At 50.4% G+C, this 18,589-nt stretch carries 25 protein-coding genes; 3 read left to right on the top strand and 22 right to left on the bottom strand.

The features are described 5' to 3' along the window. The first annotated feature begins 133 nt into the window (after positions 1-133). Positions 134-643 (top strand): peroxiredoxin family protein, encoded by a 510-nt coding sequence (locus tag C7459_RS07985; RefSeq protein WP_170119352.1) that lies wholly within the window; start codon positions 134-136, stop codon positions 641-643. A 92-nt stretch (positions 644-735) separates the two neighbouring features. Here C7459_RS07985 and C7459_RS07980 read toward each other — a convergent pair whose 3' ends face one another. Further along, positions 736-1,140, bottom strand: coding sequence for a MarR family winged helix-turn-helix transcriptional regulator (locus C7459_RS07980; protein WP_170119351.1), 405 nt, complete (start codon positions 1,138-1,140; stop codon positions 736-738). A gap of 177 nt (positions 1,141-1,317) precedes the next feature. Here C7459_RS07980 and C7459_RS07975 point away from each other — a divergent pair, with 177 nt between their 5' ends. After that, complete coding sequence (locus C7459_RS07975; RefSeq protein ID WP_109688181.1) at positions 1,318-1,509, top strand: hypothetical protein; 192 nt, start codon at positions 1,318-1,320, stop codon at positions 1,507-1,509. A 62-nt stretch (positions 1,510-1,571) separates the two neighbouring features. Here the strand turns inward: C7459_RS07975 and C7459_RS07970 are convergent, their stop codons facing one another. From C7459_RS07970 to C7459_RS07900, 16 genes are all read right to left on the bottom strand, one after another. Continuing rightward, entirely contained in the window at positions 1,572-2,780 is a 1,209-nt protein-coding gene (locus C7459_RS07970; RefSeq protein ID WP_170119350.1) for a DUF4097 family beta strand repeat-containing protein, read from the bottom strand. Positions 2,781-2,874: 94 nt separating this feature from the next. After that, positions 2,875-3,624 carry a hypothetical protein gene (locus C7459_RS07965; protein WP_109688176.1) on the bottom strand — a complete coding sequence of 250 codons (750 nt, stop codon included), beginning with the start codon at positions 3,622-3,624 and terminating at the stop codon, positions 2,875-2,877. 22 nt (positions 3,625-3,646) lie between these two features. After that, positions 3,647-4,126 (bottom strand): zf-HC2 domain-containing protein, encoded by a 480-nt coding sequence (locus C7459_RS07960; protein ID WP_109688174.1) that lies wholly within the window; start codon positions 4,124-4,126, stop codon positions 3,647-3,649. Beyond that, positions 4,065-4,682, bottom strand: a complete 618-nt coding sequence (locus C7459_RS07955; protein ID WP_109688172.1) for an RNA polymerase sigma factor — start codon at positions 4,680-4,682, stop codon at positions 4,065-4,067. The genes C7459_RS07960 and C7459_RS07955 overlap by 62 nt, the downstream gene beginning before the upstream one ends. Before the next feature lie 113 nt (positions 4,683-4,795). Next, positions 4,796-5,092 (bottom strand): DUF4190 domain-containing protein, encoded by a 297-nt coding sequence (locus tag C7459_RS07950; protein ID WP_170119349.1) that lies wholly within the window; start codon positions 5,090-5,092, stop codon positions 4,796-4,798. Between the two features lie 102 nt (positions 5,093-5,194). Next, on the bottom strand, positions 5,195-5,800 hold the full coding sequence (rpsD, locus tag C7459_RS07945) for a 30S ribosomal protein S4 (protein WP_109688168.1): 606 nt from the start codon (positions 5,798-5,800) through the stop codon (positions 5,195-5,197). Positions 5,801-5,809: 9 nt separating this feature from the next. After that, positions 5,810-6,238 (bottom strand): hypothetical protein, encoded by a 429-nt coding sequence (locus tag C7459_RS07940; RefSeq protein ID WP_146200974.1) that lies wholly within the window; start codon positions 6,236-6,238, stop codon positions 5,810-5,812. 115 nt (positions 6,239-6,353) lie between these two features. Continuing rightward, positions 6,354-6,860, bottom strand: a complete 507-nt coding sequence (locus C7459_RS07935) for a dUTP diphosphatase (protein ID WP_109688164.1) — start codon at positions 6,858-6,860, stop codon at positions 6,354-6,356. Between the two features lie 59 nt (positions 6,861-6,919). Continuing rightward, the gene (locus C7459_RS23255) at positions 6,920-7,063 is read right to left on the bottom strand and encodes a hypothetical protein (RefSeq protein WP_170119348.1); all 144 of its coding nucleotides are present in this window, start codon (positions 7,061-7,063) and stop codon (positions 6,920-6,922) included. A 119-nt stretch (positions 7,064-7,182) separates the two neighbouring features. Then, complete coding sequence (locus tag C7459_RS07930; protein ID WP_109688162.1) at positions 7,183-7,653, bottom strand: PaaI family thioesterase; 471 nt, start codon at positions 7,651-7,653, stop codon at positions 7,183-7,185. A 17-nt stretch (positions 7,654-7,670) separates the two neighbouring features. Continuing rightward, positions 7,671-9,227: an ABC-F family ATP-binding cassette domain-containing protein gene (locus tag C7459_RS07925; protein WP_109688160.1), complete on the bottom strand. Its 1,557-nt coding sequence runs from the start codon at positions 9,225-9,227 to the stop codon at positions 7,671-7,673. 100 nt (positions 9,228-9,327) lie between these two features. Beyond that, positions 9,328-9,864: a CBO0543 family protein gene (locus C7459_RS07920; RefSeq protein ID WP_109688158.1), complete on the bottom strand. Its 537-nt coding sequence runs from the start codon at positions 9,862-9,864 to the stop codon at positions 9,328-9,330. 269 nt (positions 9,865-10,133) lie between these two features. Beyond that, complete coding sequence (locus tag C7459_RS07915; protein ID WP_109688155.1) at positions 10,134-11,414, bottom strand: MFS transporter; 1,281 nt, start codon at positions 11,412-11,414, stop codon at positions 10,134-10,136. Further along, positions 11,387-12,493, bottom strand: a complete 1,107-nt coding sequence (locus tag C7459_RS07910; RefSeq protein ID WP_245884450.1) for a HesA/MoeB/ThiF family protein — start codon at positions 12,491-12,493, stop codon at positions 11,387-11,389. Before C7459_RS07910 ends, C7459_RS07915 begins: the two co-directional genes overlap by 28 nt. A gap of 230 nt (positions 12,494-12,723) precedes the next feature. Then, a complete protein-coding gene (locus C7459_RS07905; RefSeq protein ID WP_109688153.1) occupies positions 12,724-13,008 on the bottom strand; it encodes a hypothetical protein in 285 nt (94 codons plus the stop codon). Positions 13,009-13,056: 48 nt separating this feature from the next. Further along, positions 13,057-13,473, bottom strand: a complete 417-nt coding sequence (locus tag C7459_RS07900) for a DUF4362 domain-containing protein (RefSeq protein ID WP_109688151.1) — start codon at positions 13,471-13,473, stop codon at positions 13,057-13,059. 96 nt (positions 13,474-13,569) lie between these two features. Between C7459_RS07900 and C7459_RS07895 the strand changes: the two genes are divergently transcribed. Beyond that, complete coding sequence (locus tag C7459_RS07895) at positions 13,570-13,764, top strand: hypothetical protein (protein ID WP_146200973.1); 195 nt, start codon at positions 13,570-13,572, stop codon at positions 13,762-13,764. A 194-nt stretch (positions 13,765-13,958) separates the two neighbouring features. On the opposite strand, the gene C7459_RS23640 is transcribed toward C7459_RS07895, so the two are convergent. From C7459_RS23640 to rnhC, 5 genes are all read right to left on the bottom strand, one after another. Next, positions 13,959-14,090, bottom strand: a complete 132-nt coding sequence (locus C7459_RS23640; RefSeq protein ID WP_211320363.1) for an FDLD family class I lanthipeptide — start codon at positions 14,088-14,090, stop codon at positions 13,959-13,961. 315 nt (positions 14,091-14,405) lie between these two features. After that, a complete protein-coding gene (locus tag C7459_RS07890) occupies positions 14,406-15,791 on the bottom strand; it encodes a fibronectin type III domain-containing protein (protein ID WP_109688146.1) in 1,386 nt (461 codons plus the stop codon). A gap of 736 nt (positions 15,792-16,527) precedes the next feature. Next, on the bottom strand, positions 16,528-17,004 hold the full coding sequence (locus C7459_RS07885) for a GyrI-like domain-containing protein (protein WP_170119347.1): 477 nt from the start codon (positions 17,002-17,004) through the stop codon (positions 16,528-16,530). A 208-nt stretch (positions 17,005-17,212) separates the two neighbouring features. After that, positions 17,213-17,722, bottom strand: a complete 510-nt coding sequence (locus tag C7459_RS07880; protein WP_109688142.1) for a GNAT family N-acetyltransferase — start codon at positions 17,720-17,722, stop codon at positions 17,213-17,215. 142 nt (positions 17,723-17,864) lie between these two features. Further along, positions 17,865-18,494, bottom strand: a complete 630-nt coding sequence (rnhC, locus tag C7459_RS07875) for a ribonuclease HIII (RefSeq protein WP_211320362.1) — start codon at positions 18,492-18,494, stop codon at positions 17,865-17,867. Positions 18,495-18,589: the final 95 nt, after the last annotated feature.

The following is an 18,589-nucleotide window of genomic DNA, read 5'->3' as shown; positions in this document are numbered from 1 at the left end:
CATTTTCGTCAAAATACGACATGATTTTCACTATTTCGGTCTCAAAGAGAATTCTCCTGCTTCTCTTCAGTTGCGAGGGATGGTTTTTTTCGATAGACTTGATGCTGAACGACTGAGACGAGGAGTTGACTCCATGCTGTTAGACGTTGGCGCACAAGCACCTGACTTTAAAATGGACAGCACCGAAGGGCCTGTCCATCTGTACAAATACAAAGGCAAGAAAAACGTGCTCCTGATCTTCTACCCGCTCAACAACACGCGAACTTGCCGCAATCAACTCTGTGCAGCGCGCGATGCCCTGCCGAACTATGCAGCGCTCGATACGGTCGTGTTTGGCGTCAATCCAGGCAAACCGGAGAAGCACCAGAAGTTCGCCGCCAAAAACGACTTCGGCTTCCCGCTGATCTATGATGAGCGTTGGCAACTCGCCTACCACTTCCGCATTCCGACCTTGATGGGCTTCATGCAGGCGCGCACCGTCTACATCCTCGACAAGGACATGATCGTTCGCTATGTCTATCGCGGCATGCCTACCAACCAAGAACTGTTCGACCTCATCCAAGCGGTCAACGATGGCACGTTGCCGATCCCGGAACCGAAACCGGCCGAGGAAGCAACTCCCGACGAACCTACCCAGTCATAAAAAAGCGGTGTCCACACGGGACGCCGCTTTTCTCTGTCGCTATGAGATTGTTCGTTGCGGTCCCATCCTCCGAACGGGGAGTCTCCCATCTGTCAGCGATCCAACCGATTGAACAAACGTTCTAAATATCCGCAAAAATTGGTTAATTCGTCGCCCGAAAAATCAGCAAACATATCTTCACTGAACTGGTCGCGCGGGCCTTTGATGGCTAACATAAACTCATTGCCTTTCTCGGTCAGCAATACCTTGGTGACGCGGCGGTCGAACTGGTCCGGGTGACGGGATACGAATCCGTCGCGCTCCAGCCGGTCGATCATCCCCGTCATGTTGGCTTTGGTGACGAGTAGGTTCTTGCCAAGCTCAGTCATCGTCATGCCTTGTCCACTGCGGTACAACACGCTGAGCAACGTCCATTGCTGTTGCGAGAGACCAAAGGCCCCAGCCAGACGGTTGCTATTGCCATGCTTGATCAGCAAGTTATTAATCCTGATAAACATGTTAATTAGATTGGCTCTTAACTCAGCGTCACGATTTACAATATTCATCTCTTAATCTACCCCACACCTGTGTGTTTTATTTATGAAGCTGACAATATAATACCACACTTCGCCAACTCGAACAGCGTATCTTCTCAGAAAAAGTGTAAAAAATAAAGTCACGGGAGGTGGTAGAACATGTGGGAACTTATCAATGACATGATGCCCCGTCGCAAACGCGGCATCAACACCGTAACCGCACTGGTTGTCGGTGCTGGCGTTGGCATCGCAGCTTGGGAAATGATGCGCCGCAACAACGTAGCTGGCGAGTCCAGCGATGACATGGGTCGCATCGCAGAATCGATGATGGACGCAATCGACATGGACTGATCAAGCCCTCTACAACTGACAAAACCCCTATCTCTGGATAGGGGTTTTGTTCGTTTGCCACACTACTCGTGCAGGTCGACGAAGATACTGCCGTTGTCAGAACGCACGGTCAACGGATTGTGGCCCGTTCCCATCTGTTCGGTGATCAACGCGCCCGTTTTCGTGCCACTGCCCGGGCTTTGCTTGGTTGGGCCTTTGATCACGCCCTTGTTGGTTTCACCGAGGAACTTGAGGTCGCTGTCCTTGGGCAAACTCAGGCTGACCTTGGTGTTCGTCGAGGTGATCGTCCACGCCCCTTCGACACGTCCGCCAGTCAAGCGGAACTCCCCGTCCTGCAGCGTGGCTGCCAGACCTGCTTCCAGGTCGTCACAGGAGACGAGGCCGTTGTTGGCGTGGATCGTGGTATCGCCTTCGACCGACAGGATTGACATCCGACCATAGTTGCCTGTGAAATCCAGTTTGCCACCGATGTTCTGGACTTGTGAATCCCCGCTGTCCGACTTGATGACGACGTCGCCCAGAATATCGGTCGCCGCCACCCCGCCTTGTTGGGCATTGAGCGTGACTGGACCTGTGATGCCCTTGGCACTGACCTTGCCGTTCAAGGACACGGCGGTGAGCGCACCGGTGAGCTTGTCCACACTGATCGCCCCGGACTTCGTCCAGAGCGTGGTTGCGCCTTCATAGTTGGAAACTTTGAGGTCCCCATGCTCAGCGTGAATCGACAGCTCAACCCCTTTGGGCACTTCAATGCGCAGATCGACACGGCGCGTGTCCTTTTCCTCGCCGTCCAACTTGCCTGCCCGCACGGCGACGGTCATCGTTGCGCCGAAGTCGACGATCGGCGCCAACCCGAGCGCTTGATTCTGAAGCATCGCCTCATCCTGCCCCGTGACGTGGGCAATGCCTTCGATGCGCAACAGCCGGCCTTCCGTGCCGACGACTTCGACTTTGCCAAGTGGGTTTTGAATCACGACTTGGTGGCTGTCCGGCTGTAGCATCGCGCCAAGTTTTGGCAAGGGCACGTCTTTTTGAGTGACGGAGAACAGCGAGGACGGGATCGGGGCTGCCGCGGCCTCCTCCTGTGCTCCCTCCGCAACATTGCTGCTCGTGAGGTAGAAGTTGACGGAGAACACAGTGACGAGGAACAAAAGCCCAAGCGAACGCCCGTCGAGTTTCAATCGTTCTGGCAGGCGCTTGCGTCGAATCTTATACACACTGTACACGAGTTCCGTCCCGAGACCTGCGACCACCACTGGCCAAAAGTTCAAGCCGCCCAAAAACCAATGGGAGCTCCACAGCAAATCTGAGAAAAGCAAAAGACCAAGTGCGAGCAAGGTGCACGCACTGGTCAAAGTTCCAATTCTACGCATGGTTGCGATCTTCACTCTCTTCTCTCGGCAAGAACGGCACGCTCTTGCCCTTTAAGATCCAGAACCCTATCGCGAGCAAGACGAACGCGGAGGTGAGTTGTTTAATCATGGCTTTCATAGTGTAATCGATCGGGAGGATATCAAGCAAGTTGCTGAAAATTCCCATCACCGCGAACAGCGCCAGCAACCAGCCGAGGTACTTCAAGTTTACATAGCGCATCATCTGCGGCAGGATCGGCTCATCGCGGTAGTTCGCCCCTTGGTTGATCAGCGTGCGGAACTTCAACGCATCGAACTGCGAGTAGAACCAGAGGATCGGGAAGCCCAGCCCGACTGGGAAGTTCACCACATTCGGGACGATCGAGACGAGGAAGATCAAGCCGAAGAACATCAGCATCAAGTTCAAGCCGCGTTTTTCCAAGCCCAAGTAGTAATGGCCCAGTCCTGGCAACAAGGAGAACAACACGGTGAGAAATCCGCTTTTTACCGGTCTGTGCAACGCTTCGTCCTTGTGAAGCAACGTGTTCATCGCTTCTGCTTGCGGGTCGGTCGTTTTGTGGAGATGTACCGTCGGTTGAGGTTTCGCTTGTTGATACGTGTTGCGGCTGAGCAACTGTTGGGCGACACAAGACTTGCACAGCGCGTCCTCCCCTACCAGTACGACGCATTCCGCACAGATCAGGTGGTGGCAACTGCGGCACTCCCGTGCTACGGGTTGATCGGTATGGGTATGACAATGCATGGTCGTTCCTCCATTCAGATGATTAATTTGAGATCTTCGCAGATAGGCTATCAATCCAGTCGTGGACGGACATGTACAGGGCCGCCGTGTCGACAGAGGCTTCCTCCACTTTTTCTTGGAGCGTGCCGACGACGGGGAATTGCTGAACTTTGGCAGCTTCATACGAGCCTAGCATCATGAACCCGGTGACCACCGCCGCTGTCACGAAGCGCGTGAACACTTCAAGCTTCGGGGATTGACGTCGCACAGGCATTGGCACCACTTTCGCCGCCGCTTGCTCCACACGCCCGGATTCCAACACCAGTTCCATCACCCGATCTGTCAAATCAAGCGACGGCTGTTCCAGCCAAAACTCCTCATCACCATGGCTTGCCGCCACTTCGGCCAAGAGATCGACACAAGCGTCACACACCTCCAGGTGTGCATCCACCACGTCGCGTTCAGCGTCGTCCAGAACGTCCTCCAGATACCTCCACAGCAAGTTCTCGCTCATGTGTGTCATCCGATTCCCCTCCTCTCAAAGCCGTTCGCATCATCTGCTTCGCCCGGTACAACCGAGTCTCCACCGTGCGCGGCGAAATCTGTTGATCGTCTGCGATGTCTTGGTAACTCATGTTTTGGAAGTGATACAGGATCAGGATTTTCCGGTACTTCTCCGGCATCTCCTCGATCAACCGCCTGACTTCCGCTTGTGTCTCCCGCCGAACCAGTGCTTGCTCCGGGCGTTCAACCGTCGTGTCTGGAATCCACGCCGCCTCTTCGACTTGCGCAGTTCGCTCCTGCCGCACGCCGTGCTTGCGCTTCCAGTCGATGCAGCGGTTCGTCGCGATCTTGCAGATCCACGTCTTGAAACTCGCTTCCTCCCGGAAGTGTTCGAGCGTGCGGAAGGCTTTCAAAAACACATCTTGTACGATGTCCTCCGCTTCGGTGCGATCGCGCACCATGCGCAGCGCAATCGTATAGACGAGGGACTGGTACCGCTCCACCAGCAAGCGATAACAGGCGTCATCACCTGTTTGCACACCTTGAATCAATTCCTGATCGCTTGCTTCGTGCATGCGGCCTCGTCACTCCCTTCTCGATTGCGTCCTTGCACCCTTACTGACGCGAACCTTGTGGAGAACCCTTCACTTTTTTCTAGAAAAAAATCCGGGATCGCATCCGACCCGGATTATTCAATCTCGCTCCCTGCCATAAACAGCATCAGCACCAACAACGTCATCGCGACGCCGGCGACATTCAACAACAGCCCGGTCAGCGCGACACCGCCACCCTTCATCTCCTCGCCATGACGCTTGACTTGGCGAATGGCGAGGGAGCCTAGCACGATGCCGACCGGCCCCATCACGAGGTCGATAAAATTCAAGAATGGAATGATCGAAGACAACAGCGTACACCCGCCGAGCACCAAGGAAGTGATCGCCAGACCGCTGGTCGGTTTCGTGCGTTTTTGTTGCAAGTCGTTCAAAATTGGGACACCTCACTTCGAATGCTTCTAGTTTAGCACAAAACAGTAAAAACGCCGCCCCTCCAAATGAAGGGGCGGCGTTTTTCGAAGCGATCCCAGCTATTAACGGGAGTAGAACTCGATGATCAGATGTTCTTGAACGGTTTGCGGCATTTCTTCACGGTGCGGGAGACGCGTGTAGGTAGCTGCCAGGTCGTTCGCGTTCCAGTCGAGGTACGCCGGACGTGCCGGTGCGTTTTCAACCGATTCCTTGATGATCGCAACATCGCGGGATTTCTCACGCAGCGTGATCACGTTGCCCGGACGAACTTGGAACGACGCGATGTCGACTTTGTTGCCGTTGACGAGGATGTGACCGTGGGTGACCAGCTGACGAGCACCTGCGAGGGTGCGTGCAAAGCCTGCTTGGTACACGAGGTAGTCCAGACGGGAGTTAAGCGTGCGGAGCAGGTTTTCGCCGGTGATGCCCTTTTGGCGAGCTGCTTCTTCGTAGTACGAGCGGAATTGCTTCTCGAGTACGCCGTAGATGAACTTCAGTTTTTGTTTCTCTTGCAGCTGAACGCCGTATTCAGAAACTTTTTTGCGCTTGGTCGGGCCATGTTGACCCGGCGGGTACGGACGCTTGTGAACCGGGCATTTCGGAGAGCCGCAGAGTGCTTGTCCAACTTGACGGCATACTTTGTGTTTCGGACCAGTGGTACGTGCCATATTAATTATCTACTCCCTTGTTTCTAAGTGGTGTGTATCGTGTAAAGCCTCGGTTGGTTCCATCTGGTGGAGCAACCATGCGACAGAATCGGTGATCTGTGCACCCGCTGTCATCAGTTTCGACAACCCCTCTTCCGTCTCTTCGACGACAGCCGCGAGGAGGTATATGATGTCATTTTGCGTAAACGCGAGTACGTCAGGCTCGCAAGTCTCCGACAATATTACAGGATACGCTTCGGAACCTATTTTGACAAGTACCTTGGTGTGAATATGACAGCCATTTCCTTGCCAATTCGCCACCATAACGTCTACTTCCGTCGAATATGGCAGTTCGGTCAAAACCTGTTCCATACAGTCGAGAATCGGCTGCGGATCGCGGTAATGACCCACTCCCCAGCACTTCTGCCGGACCAGCCCGGCGATGCGATTGGTATGCATGGGACCACCTCGTCCATTCCTATTGAGAACAATTCTCAATCCATTCACAGCCTCATCATAGCGAATGAGGAGGCGTTTGTAAACGAACATTTTTCAGGATAGCCCGAGTTGAGGCCTAATATCCCTCATTTTGTCGGAGGTGGTTGATTTTATTTTTCTCGAAGTAGGCAGTCTTGATCTGTACCTCCGAGAAACCCAGCATCGAACCGAGCACCATCAAGTTGGCAAAAAGCATCGCAAACGCCTCTGGCGTCCGCTCTGCGGCCAACAATGCACAATCGCTCAACAAGGTCTGGAATTGCGCAGTCAACTCCTCCTGCGAGACGTGAGCAGGGATTTCAGCGGTGTTGCTTGAGATCGGGACGTTTCGATAGCCGAGGTCAAGCCCCAGACCGAGGACGAAATGCAGGGCATCGACGTACTCTTCGAGGATGGTCGCCTGTGGAGCGGGCGCTTTTTGGCTCCAGTATTTGAAGCAGCGCGTCTCGTTGGCGAGTTCGCAGAGCTCCACTTGCAGGGCGAGCAATTTGTGTGGCAAGATCTCCGCCTGCGACAAGCGATGCTCGTCGAGGATGCGTTGGTCGAGATGCTGTTGGATGTCATACAAGCTGTCAAAATTCATACCGTCTCTCCCCTACAGAAAAGGGAGCGGCCACGACTGCGGCCACTCCCTGCGTTGTCCTATGCGAGCGTCGGGGATTCCTCTTCGAGCGCCAGCAACAGCCCCGCTTCCTTGCAGATCGAGCAAGTCGCGACCGAACCGAAGACGAAGTACCCACCGACTCCGACAGTAACCAAAAACAACAACGATGCCAAGATACCCATTGATATAGATCCCCCTTGGGAAGTAATTATGACGGTTTTGTGTCTATATTGTAGCAAACCGTTCACAAATATACAACAAATTGTCGTACTAGTTCCGTGGGGGATTTGGGTAGCGGTCTTTACTTGGCGATCTTGAAGAACGAGCCCGTCGCGCTGCCGATGACATTGCCCTGTTCATCGTAGACATGCGACTCCAACACCGTGACGGTGCGGCCGTTTTTCTGGATTTTGGTCTTGCAGGTGAGGCGGCCGTTCTTGGCTTCCTTGAGGAAGCGGACATGCAGGTCGAGCGTCACCGTGTACACCTCGTTGCCGTTGACTTGGAAGCAGGTTGCGCCCATGCAGGTGTCGATGAACGTGCTGAGGATGCCCCCGTGCAACATCCCATAGCGGTTGCTGATCTCCGGGCGAACTTCCATCGTATGCACGAACTCATCGCCTTCTTGCCCGCAATACTTGTAGGACATCATCTCCTCCACGTACGCAAGCGGCGAGGTGTTGCTGCGAACTTTCGCCTCTAACAGACGCACCATAAACGCTTGGTCATCTGTGGAGAGCGAGTCGAACATCTGGAGCACATGATCGCGCATGAAGAGGCTCCTCCTTTTTACTTGACCGATGCCTTGGCCCAGTCTTCCACGTTCCAAACTTGGGTGACCCAGTCCTTGTAGAATTCCGGTTCGTGGCAGACGATCAACACGGTGCCACGGTAGTTTTGCAAAGTCTTCGCCAACTCTTCCTTCGCCACCACATCTAAGTGGTTGGTCGGCTCGTCAAACAGCATCCAGTTCGACGGGGTCAACATCAGCTTGCACAGGCGGACTTTGGCATGCTCACCGCCGGACAGCGCCGTCAGTTTCGACGTGATGTGGTCGTTGCCGAGGCCGCAGCGGGCGAGGTTCGCGCGGACTTCTTGGTTTTGCAAGTGCGGGAACGCATTCCAGACGTCTTCCAACGCGGTCAGACCTGGCGTGGGATTGACTTCCTGTTCGAAGATGATCGGAGTCAAATAATCGCCGCGATCCACAGACCCACCGAGCGCTGGAATCTGCCCGAGAATCGTCTTGATCAGCGTCGATTTGCCCATGCCGTTCATACCGGTGATCGCGATCTTCTCGCCTCGTTCCAGTTTGAAGGTCAGCGGTGGGAGCAACGGACGGTCATACCCGATCACGAGGTCTTTCGCTTCGAATACCAGTTTCGAGGACAGACGGGTCTCTTCAAAGCGGAACGACGGACGCGGGTACTCGACGGGCTTGTCGATGCGGTCGATCTTGTCGAGCAATTTCTGCCGCGACTTGGCACGACCCGAGGTCGAAGCGCGGGCTTTGTTGCGCTGGATGAAGCTCTCCATGCGCTTGATTTCTTCTTGTTGTCGCTCAAATGCGTTCTCTTGCTGTGCGCGCTTGGAGAGGTAGACTTCAACGAACTTCTCGTAGTTGCCCGCATAGCGATCCAGCTTGCCGCCTTCAAGGTGCAAGATGATGTTGACGACCGAGTCCATGAACTCCACATCATGGGAGATCAGGATGAAGGCATACGGATAATTCTGCAAGTACGTGGTCAGCCACTCGATATGTTCGACGTCGAGATGGTTGGTCGGCTCATCGAGCAGCAGGACGTTCGGCTGTTCGAGCAGCAATTTGGCGAGCAGGGTTTTGGTGCGCTGGCCCCCGGAGAGGTCGGCAACATCGCGGTCGAGACCGACAGCGTTGAGGCCGAGACCTTTGGCGACTTCCTCAACTTTGGCGTCGATCATATAGAAGCCAGAATTGTCGAGGCGGTCTTGGATCTCGCCCATGTCATTGAGCAATTTGTCATAATCAGCGTCCGGTTCCGCCATCTGCATGCCGATTTCGCCAAGTTCTTGTTCCATATCAAAAAGCGGCTTGAACGCGTCGCGCAGGACGTCGCGAATCGACTTCCCCGGTTGCAAAGAAGCATGCTGGTCGAGATATCCGACCGTTGCGCGGCTGGACCATTCCAGCTTGCCGTTATCAGCTTGTAGTTTACCAGTCAGAATGTTCATGAGGGTTGACTTGCCGGTGCCGTTCGCGCCGACCAACCCAACGTGTTCGCCGTTGAGCAAGCGGAAATTCACGTTCGCAAACAGATTGCGGGCCCCGAAGCCGTGACCGATTTCGGTAACGTTTAAAATACTCATCTCGTCCGTGATCCTCCTAGCCAAAATAGAACTCACACTAGTTTACCAGAGAAACGGTGTCCGTTGGTGAAAAACATGCAAAAACCTGTCGAATCTCTTGCTATCTGCCAAGCAATGGAATATTGAAGTAGGAGATCACAAACCAAGCAACGCATAGGGTGATCAACCAGGCCATGATCGGTCGAGTCAGGTGGATGCGTACGATCAGGAACAACAGGCTCCAGAGCACCACAGACCACCAAAATCCCCACCCGTGGAGGTACGTGACTCTCTCCAACCAACCGAAGATCGCCTCCACGAATGAATTGAACCCAACCCAGAGCGCGATATACCCAACTTGTCCCGCTACACTGGACTGATAGGGATAACGGGAGAGATACAACAGGATGATCGGAGCGAGATTTAGAAAGACCACGCCAAAATCAGCCATGACGTGAGTCGGGCCAAGCCATGTTTTTTCATAGTGCCACAACTTATAATCATACGTGAGGATCGTATTGATGAAGTCCCATGTGAACACAAATAGAACAGAGGGGTAATACTCCCTCCACTTTTGCCAATTTGCAAATCGCCACGTCAAGCCCAGCCAAAAGACGGTGATGGCGATGATGAGTCCTGAACCAAGTAGGATCTGCATATGTTGAACCTCCTGCCGGGAAAACCACCCCCTCTCTTCAGTATGCATCTATTTATAACGATCAAACGATGTCACTTTAGGAAGTCGCTTCAATAAGACCCACCTGTCGCCACTTGATGCACATCGGTACTGCTTATGCAGCAACTCCAACGCTGGACACAAAAAAGCCCTCGCCGCTGGCGGCAAGGGCTTTTTTATTACTCATTGCACAAATTTCATGTTATCTACATACATGGACCCCGTGCCACCCGGTCGCTTTTGTTTTTGGACTAGATATGCTTGGGGAGAGGATCTTGTTCCTTGGCAAGTCTGTCAGTTTTTTTACTAAACAGAGGCGTTCTTAAACCGATAAAGGAAGAGACGAGGACGATCACACCACTGATCACAAAAATGTTATATATGCTCACAAAACCAACTGCATTCCCCGCGATCATGCCGCTGATGGGGAGAGAAATATAAGCCAACATCCTTGTACTGCTTACAACTCTACCCAGCAAGTCAGAAGGTACGATCTCTTGGCGAAGGGTGAACCAATTGATCGCAAGCAATGTGGCAGCCCCTTTGGCAACGACCTGACAGAGCAACAAGACAAGAAACAACTTTTCGGAAAAAATGAGACCGATCTCTGCAATTCCGATCATAATTCCACAAGTCACGATGATGTTGCCGCGAGGGAATTTTTTAAATCGACTTGCCAAGTACACTGCGAGAAATGGCCCTAAAGCTTGAAGTGATAAAAACAAACCAATTCCTGTCGAATCCAGTTCCACATGGTCTTTTAGGAAGAACAGCAACAAGGAATCAACTGCACCGTATCCTAGATTGATTCCGAGCATGATCAAGGCTCCGGACAAGATAACCTTGTTGTTCTTTACATAGTGCAACCCTTCCCTAATCGGGGCCAACAACTTCGGAAACTGCTTTTTGAGCCTCACATAATCAACCTTCACAAGCGATAAGATCACAGCGGATAGCAAAAACGAGAGAGCATCAAATACCAAAACATTAATTACTCCAAGCATAGCGATTAAGAGGCCAGTCAGACTTGGTCCAACAAACGTGATGACGGTATCCATCAGCTTCAAATAGGAATTGCCTTTGACATAATCCTCTCGTTTCAATACTTGAGGAATGGTTGCCTCAAAGCTTGGATGATAAAAGGCACTCACACTAGCCAACAAGAAAGCGATGATGTACACCATCCAAACTTGCAACCCATTCACCATATACATGATGGGAATGACACTGACCAAAACAGCTGAGAGAAGATCACCGAATATCATGATCTTTTTCTTGTTCAGTTGGTCCGCGAGCGCTCCTCCAATCAGGCTGAAAAGAACCTGTGGTAGGACGCCTACCACGAACACGAGAGCCATTTTACTAGCAGATTTCGTCAGGTCGTAGACGAGCAGAGGGAGGGCGATTGTAAAGAACCAATCACCCAGTTTGCTTATCGTCATGGCAGAATAAATCTTGAGATAGTTCGTATTCTTAAAAACGTTCACATAGCATCGCCTTTCTTTTAGCGTTGTGTTGCAAGTGCTGAGCATACTGAGCAAGTGTCAGCCTTGTCCCATGAAGATACCTCGCTAATAGTGTAGTCAACGAAATTGATTTCACATGCCCGGCCAAGCGAATACGGTTCGGCGATCCCAGTGATGTGCTTAATCGCTTCATTGACCATGATACCTGCGAGCATACCAACATTCGAGCTAATCGTAGCGTTTTGACGGTTATAACTGATGTTTTTCATGTTTTCCAATTGCTGCTTCTGCTTAGGGTTTAACAACTCATTGTGTTCTTGTGCACATTGAATACAGCCCGTAGTGCCAGGAACGATTGAAAAAAACCTGCCCCTCGTGTTCAGAACCCCACCAGATATCATGGGAATTCCGGCTTGGACAACCGCTTCATTCACCCATTTGCGGATGAACATGGTTGGTTTATCCGCAACGCAAATGACGAGATCAGCTCCCTGAATGTGATCAAGAACATCCTTGGAGCCTTCGATCTTTTTGTTTATAATTTGCAAATTTACATTCGGGTTAAACTGGGCAATGCGTTTCTGAGCTAACCCGGTCTTCAATTCGCCAATGTCAGATTCCGAATAAAGCAGTTGCCGATTAAAGTTGCTCAGTTCGAGTCTGTCATAATCCAATGCTTTGATGTTGTGAAATCCAATAGCAGAAAGATGATAGAGGATTTGACTTCCCAATCCGCCAATTCCAATGAGCGAGATCTTAGCACGATTGATCTTCTCTTGGATCTCAAACTTGCTGGTGGAAAGATCAGTGAACAAGGAAAAATAGTTCAAGTTCGCTTTGTAGCGTTCAGTCAAATAGGGGGTAAGATCTTGGGGCTGGATGTTTCCGTCCTCCAAAAATCCCAGCTCATCAATCTGCTGAATTGCATCAAGGACATCCTGTTTAGAGATATCTGGATATTCAGAACTTACGATTTCGAAAATCTGCTCCGTGTCATGCTCTCCATTTAAGGATTGGACGAGTAGTGCGACACTTCCTGTTGGATCATCGATAAAACAAGCGACACCTAACTCTTCGCCGATTTGAATTTCTTTGTCTAATACAAAATAGGGAATCGTGGTTTTGATTTTTGGACGCATCATCATAATCTACCCTTCCCTAAGAAAATATAAAAATAAGAAGTAGGGGGAGTTAAGTTAACTCCCCCTTGTATCAGTGCTTAACCGACATCACCCAAGTCAGTTGCATAAGCAACTTCTTTGCGATCCGCTTTGCGAATTTTCAGTTTCAAGATAACCACTTCCTGAAATAATTATTACATTTTTCTGCATAAACTGTCAAACGAATAATTATTAAATAAAACAGTCGTTGGAATTTACTTTATTTCCCTTGCTAAGAGTTCCATTTCGAATGGATGAAAACTTTCCCGATCCGATATAACGGCGTTACAAGGCAACACTCCCTTGTGAAGGACCCGTAGATTCAACAAGCATCCTTCACCACCGTACAACGCAAAAGGCAAGCATCCTCGGTTTCCCGCTTGGTGCTTGCCCTTATCATATTCGAGTGTGAACTCCTTATATCGAATAACTGCTTCAGTCCCAAAACAAATCTTGCATGTCTCCTCGGTCATGCCGAGGATTTTTTCGATGATCTTCATGCTGTCATCCACCCCACCCCATGCTACAAATGGGTTCATTTTTTTGATTCACTTTTTATAAATCATGAGGATAGGTCTCCGAGAGGAAATGCTGCACCCGGTCAAAACGTATTCTGTCCCCTCAGGCAAGTCATTTTCTTCAACTCCCTTACACTGGTAGACTTGTTTACCTCCCCCGTACTTGTCTTTGGAGGCGTCTTCGTGTATCTGAATCTCCACCCCATTATATTTCAATTTGAAGAAAATCGGATCTCCTTCTTTACTGTATCTGGTTACTTTTACATCCGATGGTTTTTGAGTGTCTATGTCGGACAGGAACTTTTGAAACAAATCCAGATTCCCCTTGGTCGTCCCTTCAGAAACAACATCACCATTATCAATGGCGGTCTGATAACTATATTCCTGTAACGAGCAACCAGTTATAAATAATAGAAAACTGAGAAAACACAGCAGCAATTGTCTCAACTGTTATCCGACCTTCCTTGATGCTTATTTACGATATGAGTATACTTCAATAAAATGATAGCATACATCGACAGGAATTTTGAAGGTTACAAAGCCATGAAGAAGGGAAAAGAGTACGTTCTCTTCTTGAAAAGCGTACCCAATATGGAACATTTTTACGGGATCACTGGTGTCTATCAAGGCAAACTTACCCTAGATCAGACGGTCGAATTGTATGGTGACAGTAATGACGATGAGTTCAAGCATTTGGAAAAGTTGACCAGTGAAGCTCAAGACAAGCACATCAAGTAGAGACCTGACATGCATGATTTCAAGACCGAACACGATGACATCTGCACTTCGCCGAGTTGATCTACAAGACTTTGTACTTTCCAAAACAAAGTCCTTCGAATCTCCTCGCGAGTTCATGGAAAACAAATAAGGAAGCCCAGATGGGCTTCCTTATCATTTCTGTTCAAAACTTGTGATGGCCCGTCAACCGGCGATTACCAGCCGCAAACAGCAGAGCACAATACCGTGCAGAATACCCCCGTGTAATAAGGATCTTCTCCACCTGGTGCATAGTCTCTTTTTTCGGTTTTCTTCACAACAACGTCGAGATCAAACATTTTTTCCATGGAAACAACCTCCTCAAAATTTATCAGTTCATGCAGATTGCTGAGTTCCATTCATCAGGCAGTTACCCAATCGAACTAGCCTCATAAATACAATAACATATAGATATTGTATAATTCAATATAATTTTAGAATTTTCATATTCGTATGTACAATTAACCTTCCAACTCTTGTCCCAAAGTAATAGCAGCACTCAAGGTGTCCACCAAAGCCTGCGAATTGGTATGATGATCACCAAACAGCCACTACGTATCACAAAAAAAGATCGCCTTCATTTAGTCGGCGATCTTTTTTCATTCCTTCCTACAGCCGTGTTTTTATTGGAACAATTTCATGTTGTCGACATAAACGGTTCCGGACGCGTTGTCGGCGTTGCCGCGAATGATCGCGTAGACGCGCATCCCGGCGGTTGTCGCCGGCGTGTTTGGAAGATTGTTTGGCAGCACGAGTTGATAGAACCCGTTGGCGTCGATCTTGATATAGTGCTCTTGCTTGTCGTTTGCGAGGTACGTGGTCGGGTCAACGAGCGTGTCACTGTTGTAGAAGTCCACCCACAGGTAGACGGATGCGTTGACCAGATTCTCGACTTTGATGTCGGCGGTCAGGCTGTACGGTTTGTTCGGTTGCATAGTTACCGATTGGTACACTTCCACCGACTGGCTCGAAGCCAGACCGTTCGCGTACAGTTTCTGCGAGTAGCTTCCGTCGCTGACTGGGCTCAGCACATGTTCAAAGCCATACTGGTCTGGTGTCAACCCGACGCTGTAGTAGGGAGTCCAAAAATCCGCCACGTTGTTCGTGCCCGAATACTGCTCGAAGCTCGGGTTCTGCAACAGATTCACGGTGGACAGGTGAGGTGTCAGTGCCACTTCGTTCGATACAGCGCCGGTGCCTGCCATGTTCATCCCGACGACTTCGTAGTAATACGTGGTGCCGTTGATTACATTCGTGTCATCATACGTCGTGCCCGTCACGCCCGTCGCGATTTCGGTGTACGGTCCTCCTGCAAGGGTGGAGCGCAGGATGTTGTAACTGGTCGCGTTGTTTACGGAGTTCCAAGACAGATGATCTACCGTGTTCTCCGCCGTACCAAAAAGCACAGGTGCGACGGGAGCGGTGGTTGCCACTTCCATCATCTGCAGTTCCGGAATGGCCAGATTCACCCAGTTCTGAGTCGAACCGCTGGCGGAAACGTTGATCCGATACTTTTTGTAAGCCGTCGTATTCGTAAAAGTAAACGATTTGATATCTGACTTTGCCCATGTAATGCCAGAACGCGAATCAAGCACAGCCCATGTAGTACCATTATCGTTTGACCCTTCAAACGTCCATGTTTTCGGCAAGATGGTTGTATTCGTTAATGACGTGGTTCCCGTGTACAGCACATACTTGCTGACCGTTTTCGGAGAGGGAAATTCATAAGCTAACCAACCACTTGAATTGCGGGTTCCCCACGCATGGTAGCCAGTACCGTTAATCCCATACTCTGTGATCCCATCAAACGCTTTCCAAGGGTACTCTGCGTAGCTAGCTCCTGTTGCATCACTTGATGTCACGATCCCTGAGGGAGACGTGTTACTCGTCATCGTCGGAATAAGATTCGAGGTGTATTGCGTTGTCGTATCCGCAAACGCCGCATGAGTACCTGCAAGCCCAGCGACGATGATGCCCGCAGCCAAGAGTTTCGTAATAAACGTTTTCATGTTACCTCCTATTAAAAATGATATTTAGCGCAAATATAGCATCAATAATGTATTTGATCAAGCGAAATAAAATAGATCAGAATACCTGCTTTGACCCGTCGATGATCCAGTACGTGCTGCCTGCGTCATCTTTAACCATTTTCCTGAATTTCCTGAATCCCATGAATTCACCAAATGCCCTGTGCCCATCAACTTCTTTCACCCACGTGTCCTAAGTAGCCAAATTTCGCTGAACAGCAGGTTCAGCAACAAAACGGGTCAAGCATCCACGGTTTCCCGCCAATTGCTTGCCTTTAGATGGAATTAGGGGGTCGCCCCTTCTATCGTAGGACATCGTCCGATGTCTTGAAATGCAATTTTGCTACTTTAATCAAGGCATCCTTGCCATGTTCTTGGGCATATGACTTGCCCGTTTGATCACCAATTACGAAGCTCCTTTTGGCAATGTGATTCCATACTGCGTCTTCGCGCCGTTGCAACATTCCAGCAACGCACCACGCTCCAGAATCGGGTTGATCTGCAAGACTTTGTACTTGCCATCGCAGATCTTGCGAATCTCCTCGGCCGTGCCGGGGATTCATACAAACAGTACCAAACAAAAATAGAACAACTGCCCAATTCCATAATCATCAAATGGGCAGTTGTTCCTAGAGTTAACCCCCCTAACTCCTTACTCAAATCATACATACGCCCGATTCGCTTTCTTTCGGTCTGTCCGTAACGGACTTGCGAAGTCTTACTCCTTCACAATCGCGATGTAGATGTCCATCTGCTTGTCGGTGTCGGACTCAGAACGCTCGTCGTACCACTCAAATTCGGGTGTACAGGCTTGATAGCCGGAGGTGGGAAACCACTCTTGGAATGCTTTCGCCCACGTTTGTTGAATGCTCGACGCGAAGTCTGCGTTGGACGCTTTCGAGGTGGTGAAGACCGCATACGTGGCTTCGGGTACGGTGATGCACATCATCCCCTCCGGCACGTTGTCAAACGACTCCGCTTCAAACCCGATCACGTAGGTAAATCGACCAGTCTCCGGCTCGAAGTTCGTGCCCATTCCAATCTCCACGTTCGGGCGGAGTTTGTGGGGAATATTGGCACGAAGGTTTTCTTGGAGATAACGTTGCCAGAACGCCGGGATGTCGCTTTGGTTTTTTCCTTCATTCGTTTCGATGTCCAATCCGTAGCCAATCAGTTTGAATGCAGACTTTGTCACAATCGTCGGTGTTATCGTGATTCCTCCTTCACGCAGACGGGGAGCGTGCGACAGAGTCACGAAAGTTCCAAGTGGTATTCCATATAGCCCAAGGTGGCTTGGATTCGCTCGGTGTACTCCATGTGCGGGTCCCCGTCCTCACTTTCTCTAGGGTATCAGAATCAACAGGAGGCTCCTAGACAATTTTTGCCGGATTATGGCTTTTGTCTTAGAGATCTATGGAATACAAGCGAACCAATTCTTGTCCACCTGGGTAAGGGATCAGCCTCTGAAACTGCAAACCCAGTTTTACCAGCAGTCTGCCTGACGCTTCGTTATCTTCGGACGTAAACGCTGCAATCCGGGTAAAGCCCAAAACGGAGCTCCCATATTCCATCACGGCAGAAGCCGCTTCATACGCGTAGCCCTTGCCCCAGTAGCGCGGCAGAAACGCGAATCCGACATCCGGATCTTCTAAAAAGTCTCGTTTTGCGAAGCCGCAGATCCCAAGCGGGATGCCAGCGTCCTTTAGCTCGGTCAGGTAGAAGCCATAACCCCATTTTTCGTACATCTCGACAGCCCCAGTTTTGATGTTCTTGCGTGCATCCTCCACGGTTCTCACGCCACGATCACCGATGTTTTGAATCCATGACGGATCGTTCCACAGCCCCAACATAAATGCCGCATCCTCGACCGTTTGATGGCGCAGGATGAGCCTGTCGGTTTCGAGTATCTTCAAATGTCATTGCTCCTTTGACGTCAAGACGTGGATACACTCTTACATTCAAAATTCAACCCATTCCCTATCCAAACCTGCTTTTGTTCCCACAACAAAATAGGCAAGCCTAAAGGGGTAAAACCGCTTTAGGCTTGCCCTGATTTCACGATAGAACGTCTTCTGTTGTTTTGAAATGCAATTTCGCCACGTTGGTGAGGGCGTCCTTGCCGTGGGACTTCACATAGGACTTGCCCGCTTGGATCATGAGGGAGGAAGCCCCTTTGGGAAGTGTGAGACCGTAGGTCTTTTTCGCCCCGTTGCTCCATTTGAGGAGGGCGTCACGGGCGAGGATGGAAGCCGCAGCGACGGCGATGTTTTGTTCGGCTTTTGGAACTTGGATGAGGTGGATACCCTTGCCTCGGGTTTTGAGCTTGTCGTTAATGTACTTTTCGTCGCCAAATTTATCGGCGATGGCGAGTTTGACGTCTTGTTTTTCAAGCAGGTCTTCGATAACTGCGGCATGAGTCCACGCAAGCAACACGTTCAAGTTCTTCATCTTCCCATACAGTTCGTTGTACTCCGCCGGGTTGATCTGCAAGACTTTGTACTTCCCGAAACAAATCTTGCGAATCTCCTCGGCCATGCCGGGGATTTTTTTGTCGGTGATTTTCTTGCTGTCGTCTACGCCTAGCGATTGCAACAGCGGCACTGCCTCCGGGTCAACGATCACGCCAGCGGTAACTAAGGGTCCAAAAAAATCCCCCTTACCCGATTCATACAAGCAGTACCACACTGATATGATCCCCTTCAAGTAGACAGTAGGAAGAAAGCCCCCTACTATCTATTTGAAGGGGGTTTTTCATTTATGGGAAACATTCGAAAGACATA

The organism is Tumebacillus permanentifrigoris (genome assembly GCF_003148565.1).
GTDB classification, from domain to species: Bacteria; Bacillota; Bacilli; order Tumebacillales; family Tumebacillaceae; genus Tumebacillus; species Tumebacillus permanentifrigoris.
Note: the sequence above shows the minus strand (reverse complement) of the source record. Positions and strands in the feature narration are given on the sequence as shown.

What these genes read in the sequence shown, in the direction of transcription:
- C7459_RS07985 (WP_170119352.1), top strand. Translation starts at nt 134, where the DNA reads ATGCTGTTAGACGTTGGCGCACAAGCACCTGACTTTAAAATGGACAGC.
- C7459_RS07980 (WP_170119351.1), bottom strand. Translation starts at nt 1,140, where the DNA reads ATGTTTATCAGGATTAATAACTTGCTGATCAAGCATGGCAATAGCAAC.
- C7459_RS07975 (WP_109688181.1), top strand. Translation starts at nt 1,318, where the DNA reads ATGTGGGAACTTATCAATGACATGATGCCCCGTCGCAAACGCGGCATC.
- C7459_RS07965 (WP_109688176.1), bottom strand. Translation starts at nt 3,624, where the DNA reads ATGCATTGTCATACCCATACCGATCAACCCGTAGCACGGGAGTGCCGC.
- C7459_RS07960 (WP_109688174.1), bottom strand. Translation starts at nt 4,126, where the DNA reads ATGACACACATGAGCGAGAACTTGCTGTGGAGGTATCTGGAGGACGTT.
- C7459_RS07955 (WP_109688172.1), bottom strand. Translation starts at nt 4,682, where the DNA reads ATGCACGAAGCAAGCGATCAGGAATTGATTCAAGGTGTGCAAACAGGT.
- rpsD (WP_109688168.1), bottom strand. Translation starts at nt 5,800, where the DNA reads ATGGCACGTACCACTGGTCCGAAACACAAAGTATGCCGTCAAGTTGGA.
- C7459_RS07940 (WP_146200974.1), bottom strand. Translation starts at nt 6,238, where the DNA reads ATGCATACCAATCGCATCGCCGGGCTGGTCCGGCAGAAGTGCTGGGGA.
- C7459_RS07935 (WP_109688164.1), bottom strand. Translation starts at nt 6,860, where the DNA reads ATGAATTTTGACAGCTTGTATGACATCCAACAGCATCTCGACCAACGC.
- C7459_RS23255 (WP_170119348.1), bottom strand. Translation starts at nt 7,063, where the DNA reads ATGGGTATCTTGGCATCGTTGTTGTTTTTGGTTACTGTCGGAGTCGGT.
- C7459_RS07930 (WP_109688162.1), bottom strand. Translation starts at nt 7,653, where the DNA reads ATGCGCGATCATGTGCTCCAGATGTTCGACTCGCTCTCCACAGATGAC.
- C7459_RS07925 (WP_109688160.1), bottom strand. Translation starts at nt 9,227, where the DNA reads ATGAGTATTTTAAACGTTACCGAAATCGGTCACGGCTTCGGGGCCCGC.
- C7459_RS07920 (WP_109688158.1), bottom strand. Translation starts at nt 9,864, where the DNA reads ATGCAGATCCTACTTGGTTCAGGACTCATCATCGCCATCACCGTCTTT.
- C7459_RS07915 (WP_109688155.1), bottom strand. Translation starts at nt 11,414, where the DNA reads ATGCTCAGCACTTGCAACACAACGCTAAAAGAAAGGCGATGCTATGTG.
- C7459_RS07910 (WP_245884450.1), bottom strand. Translation starts at nt 12,493, where the DNA reads ATGATGATGCGTCCAAAAATCAAAACCACGATTCCCTATTTTGTATTA.
- C7459_RS07905 (WP_109688153.1), bottom strand. Translation starts at nt 13,008, where the DNA reads ATGAAGATCATCGAAAAAATCCTCGGCATGACCGAGGAGACATGCAAG.
- C7459_RS07895 (WP_146200973.1), top strand. Translation starts at nt 13,570, where the DNA reads ATGAAGAAGGGAAAAGAGTACGTTCTCTTCTTGAAAAGCGTACCCAAT.
- C7459_RS23640 (WP_211320363.1), bottom strand. Translation starts at nt 14,090, where the DNA reads ATGGAAAAAATGTTTGATCTCGACGTTGTTGTGAAGAAAACCGAAAAA.
- C7459_RS07890 (WP_109688146.1), bottom strand. Translation starts at nt 15,791, where the DNA reads ATGAAAACGTTTATTACGAAACTCTTGGCTGCGGGCATCATCGTCGCT.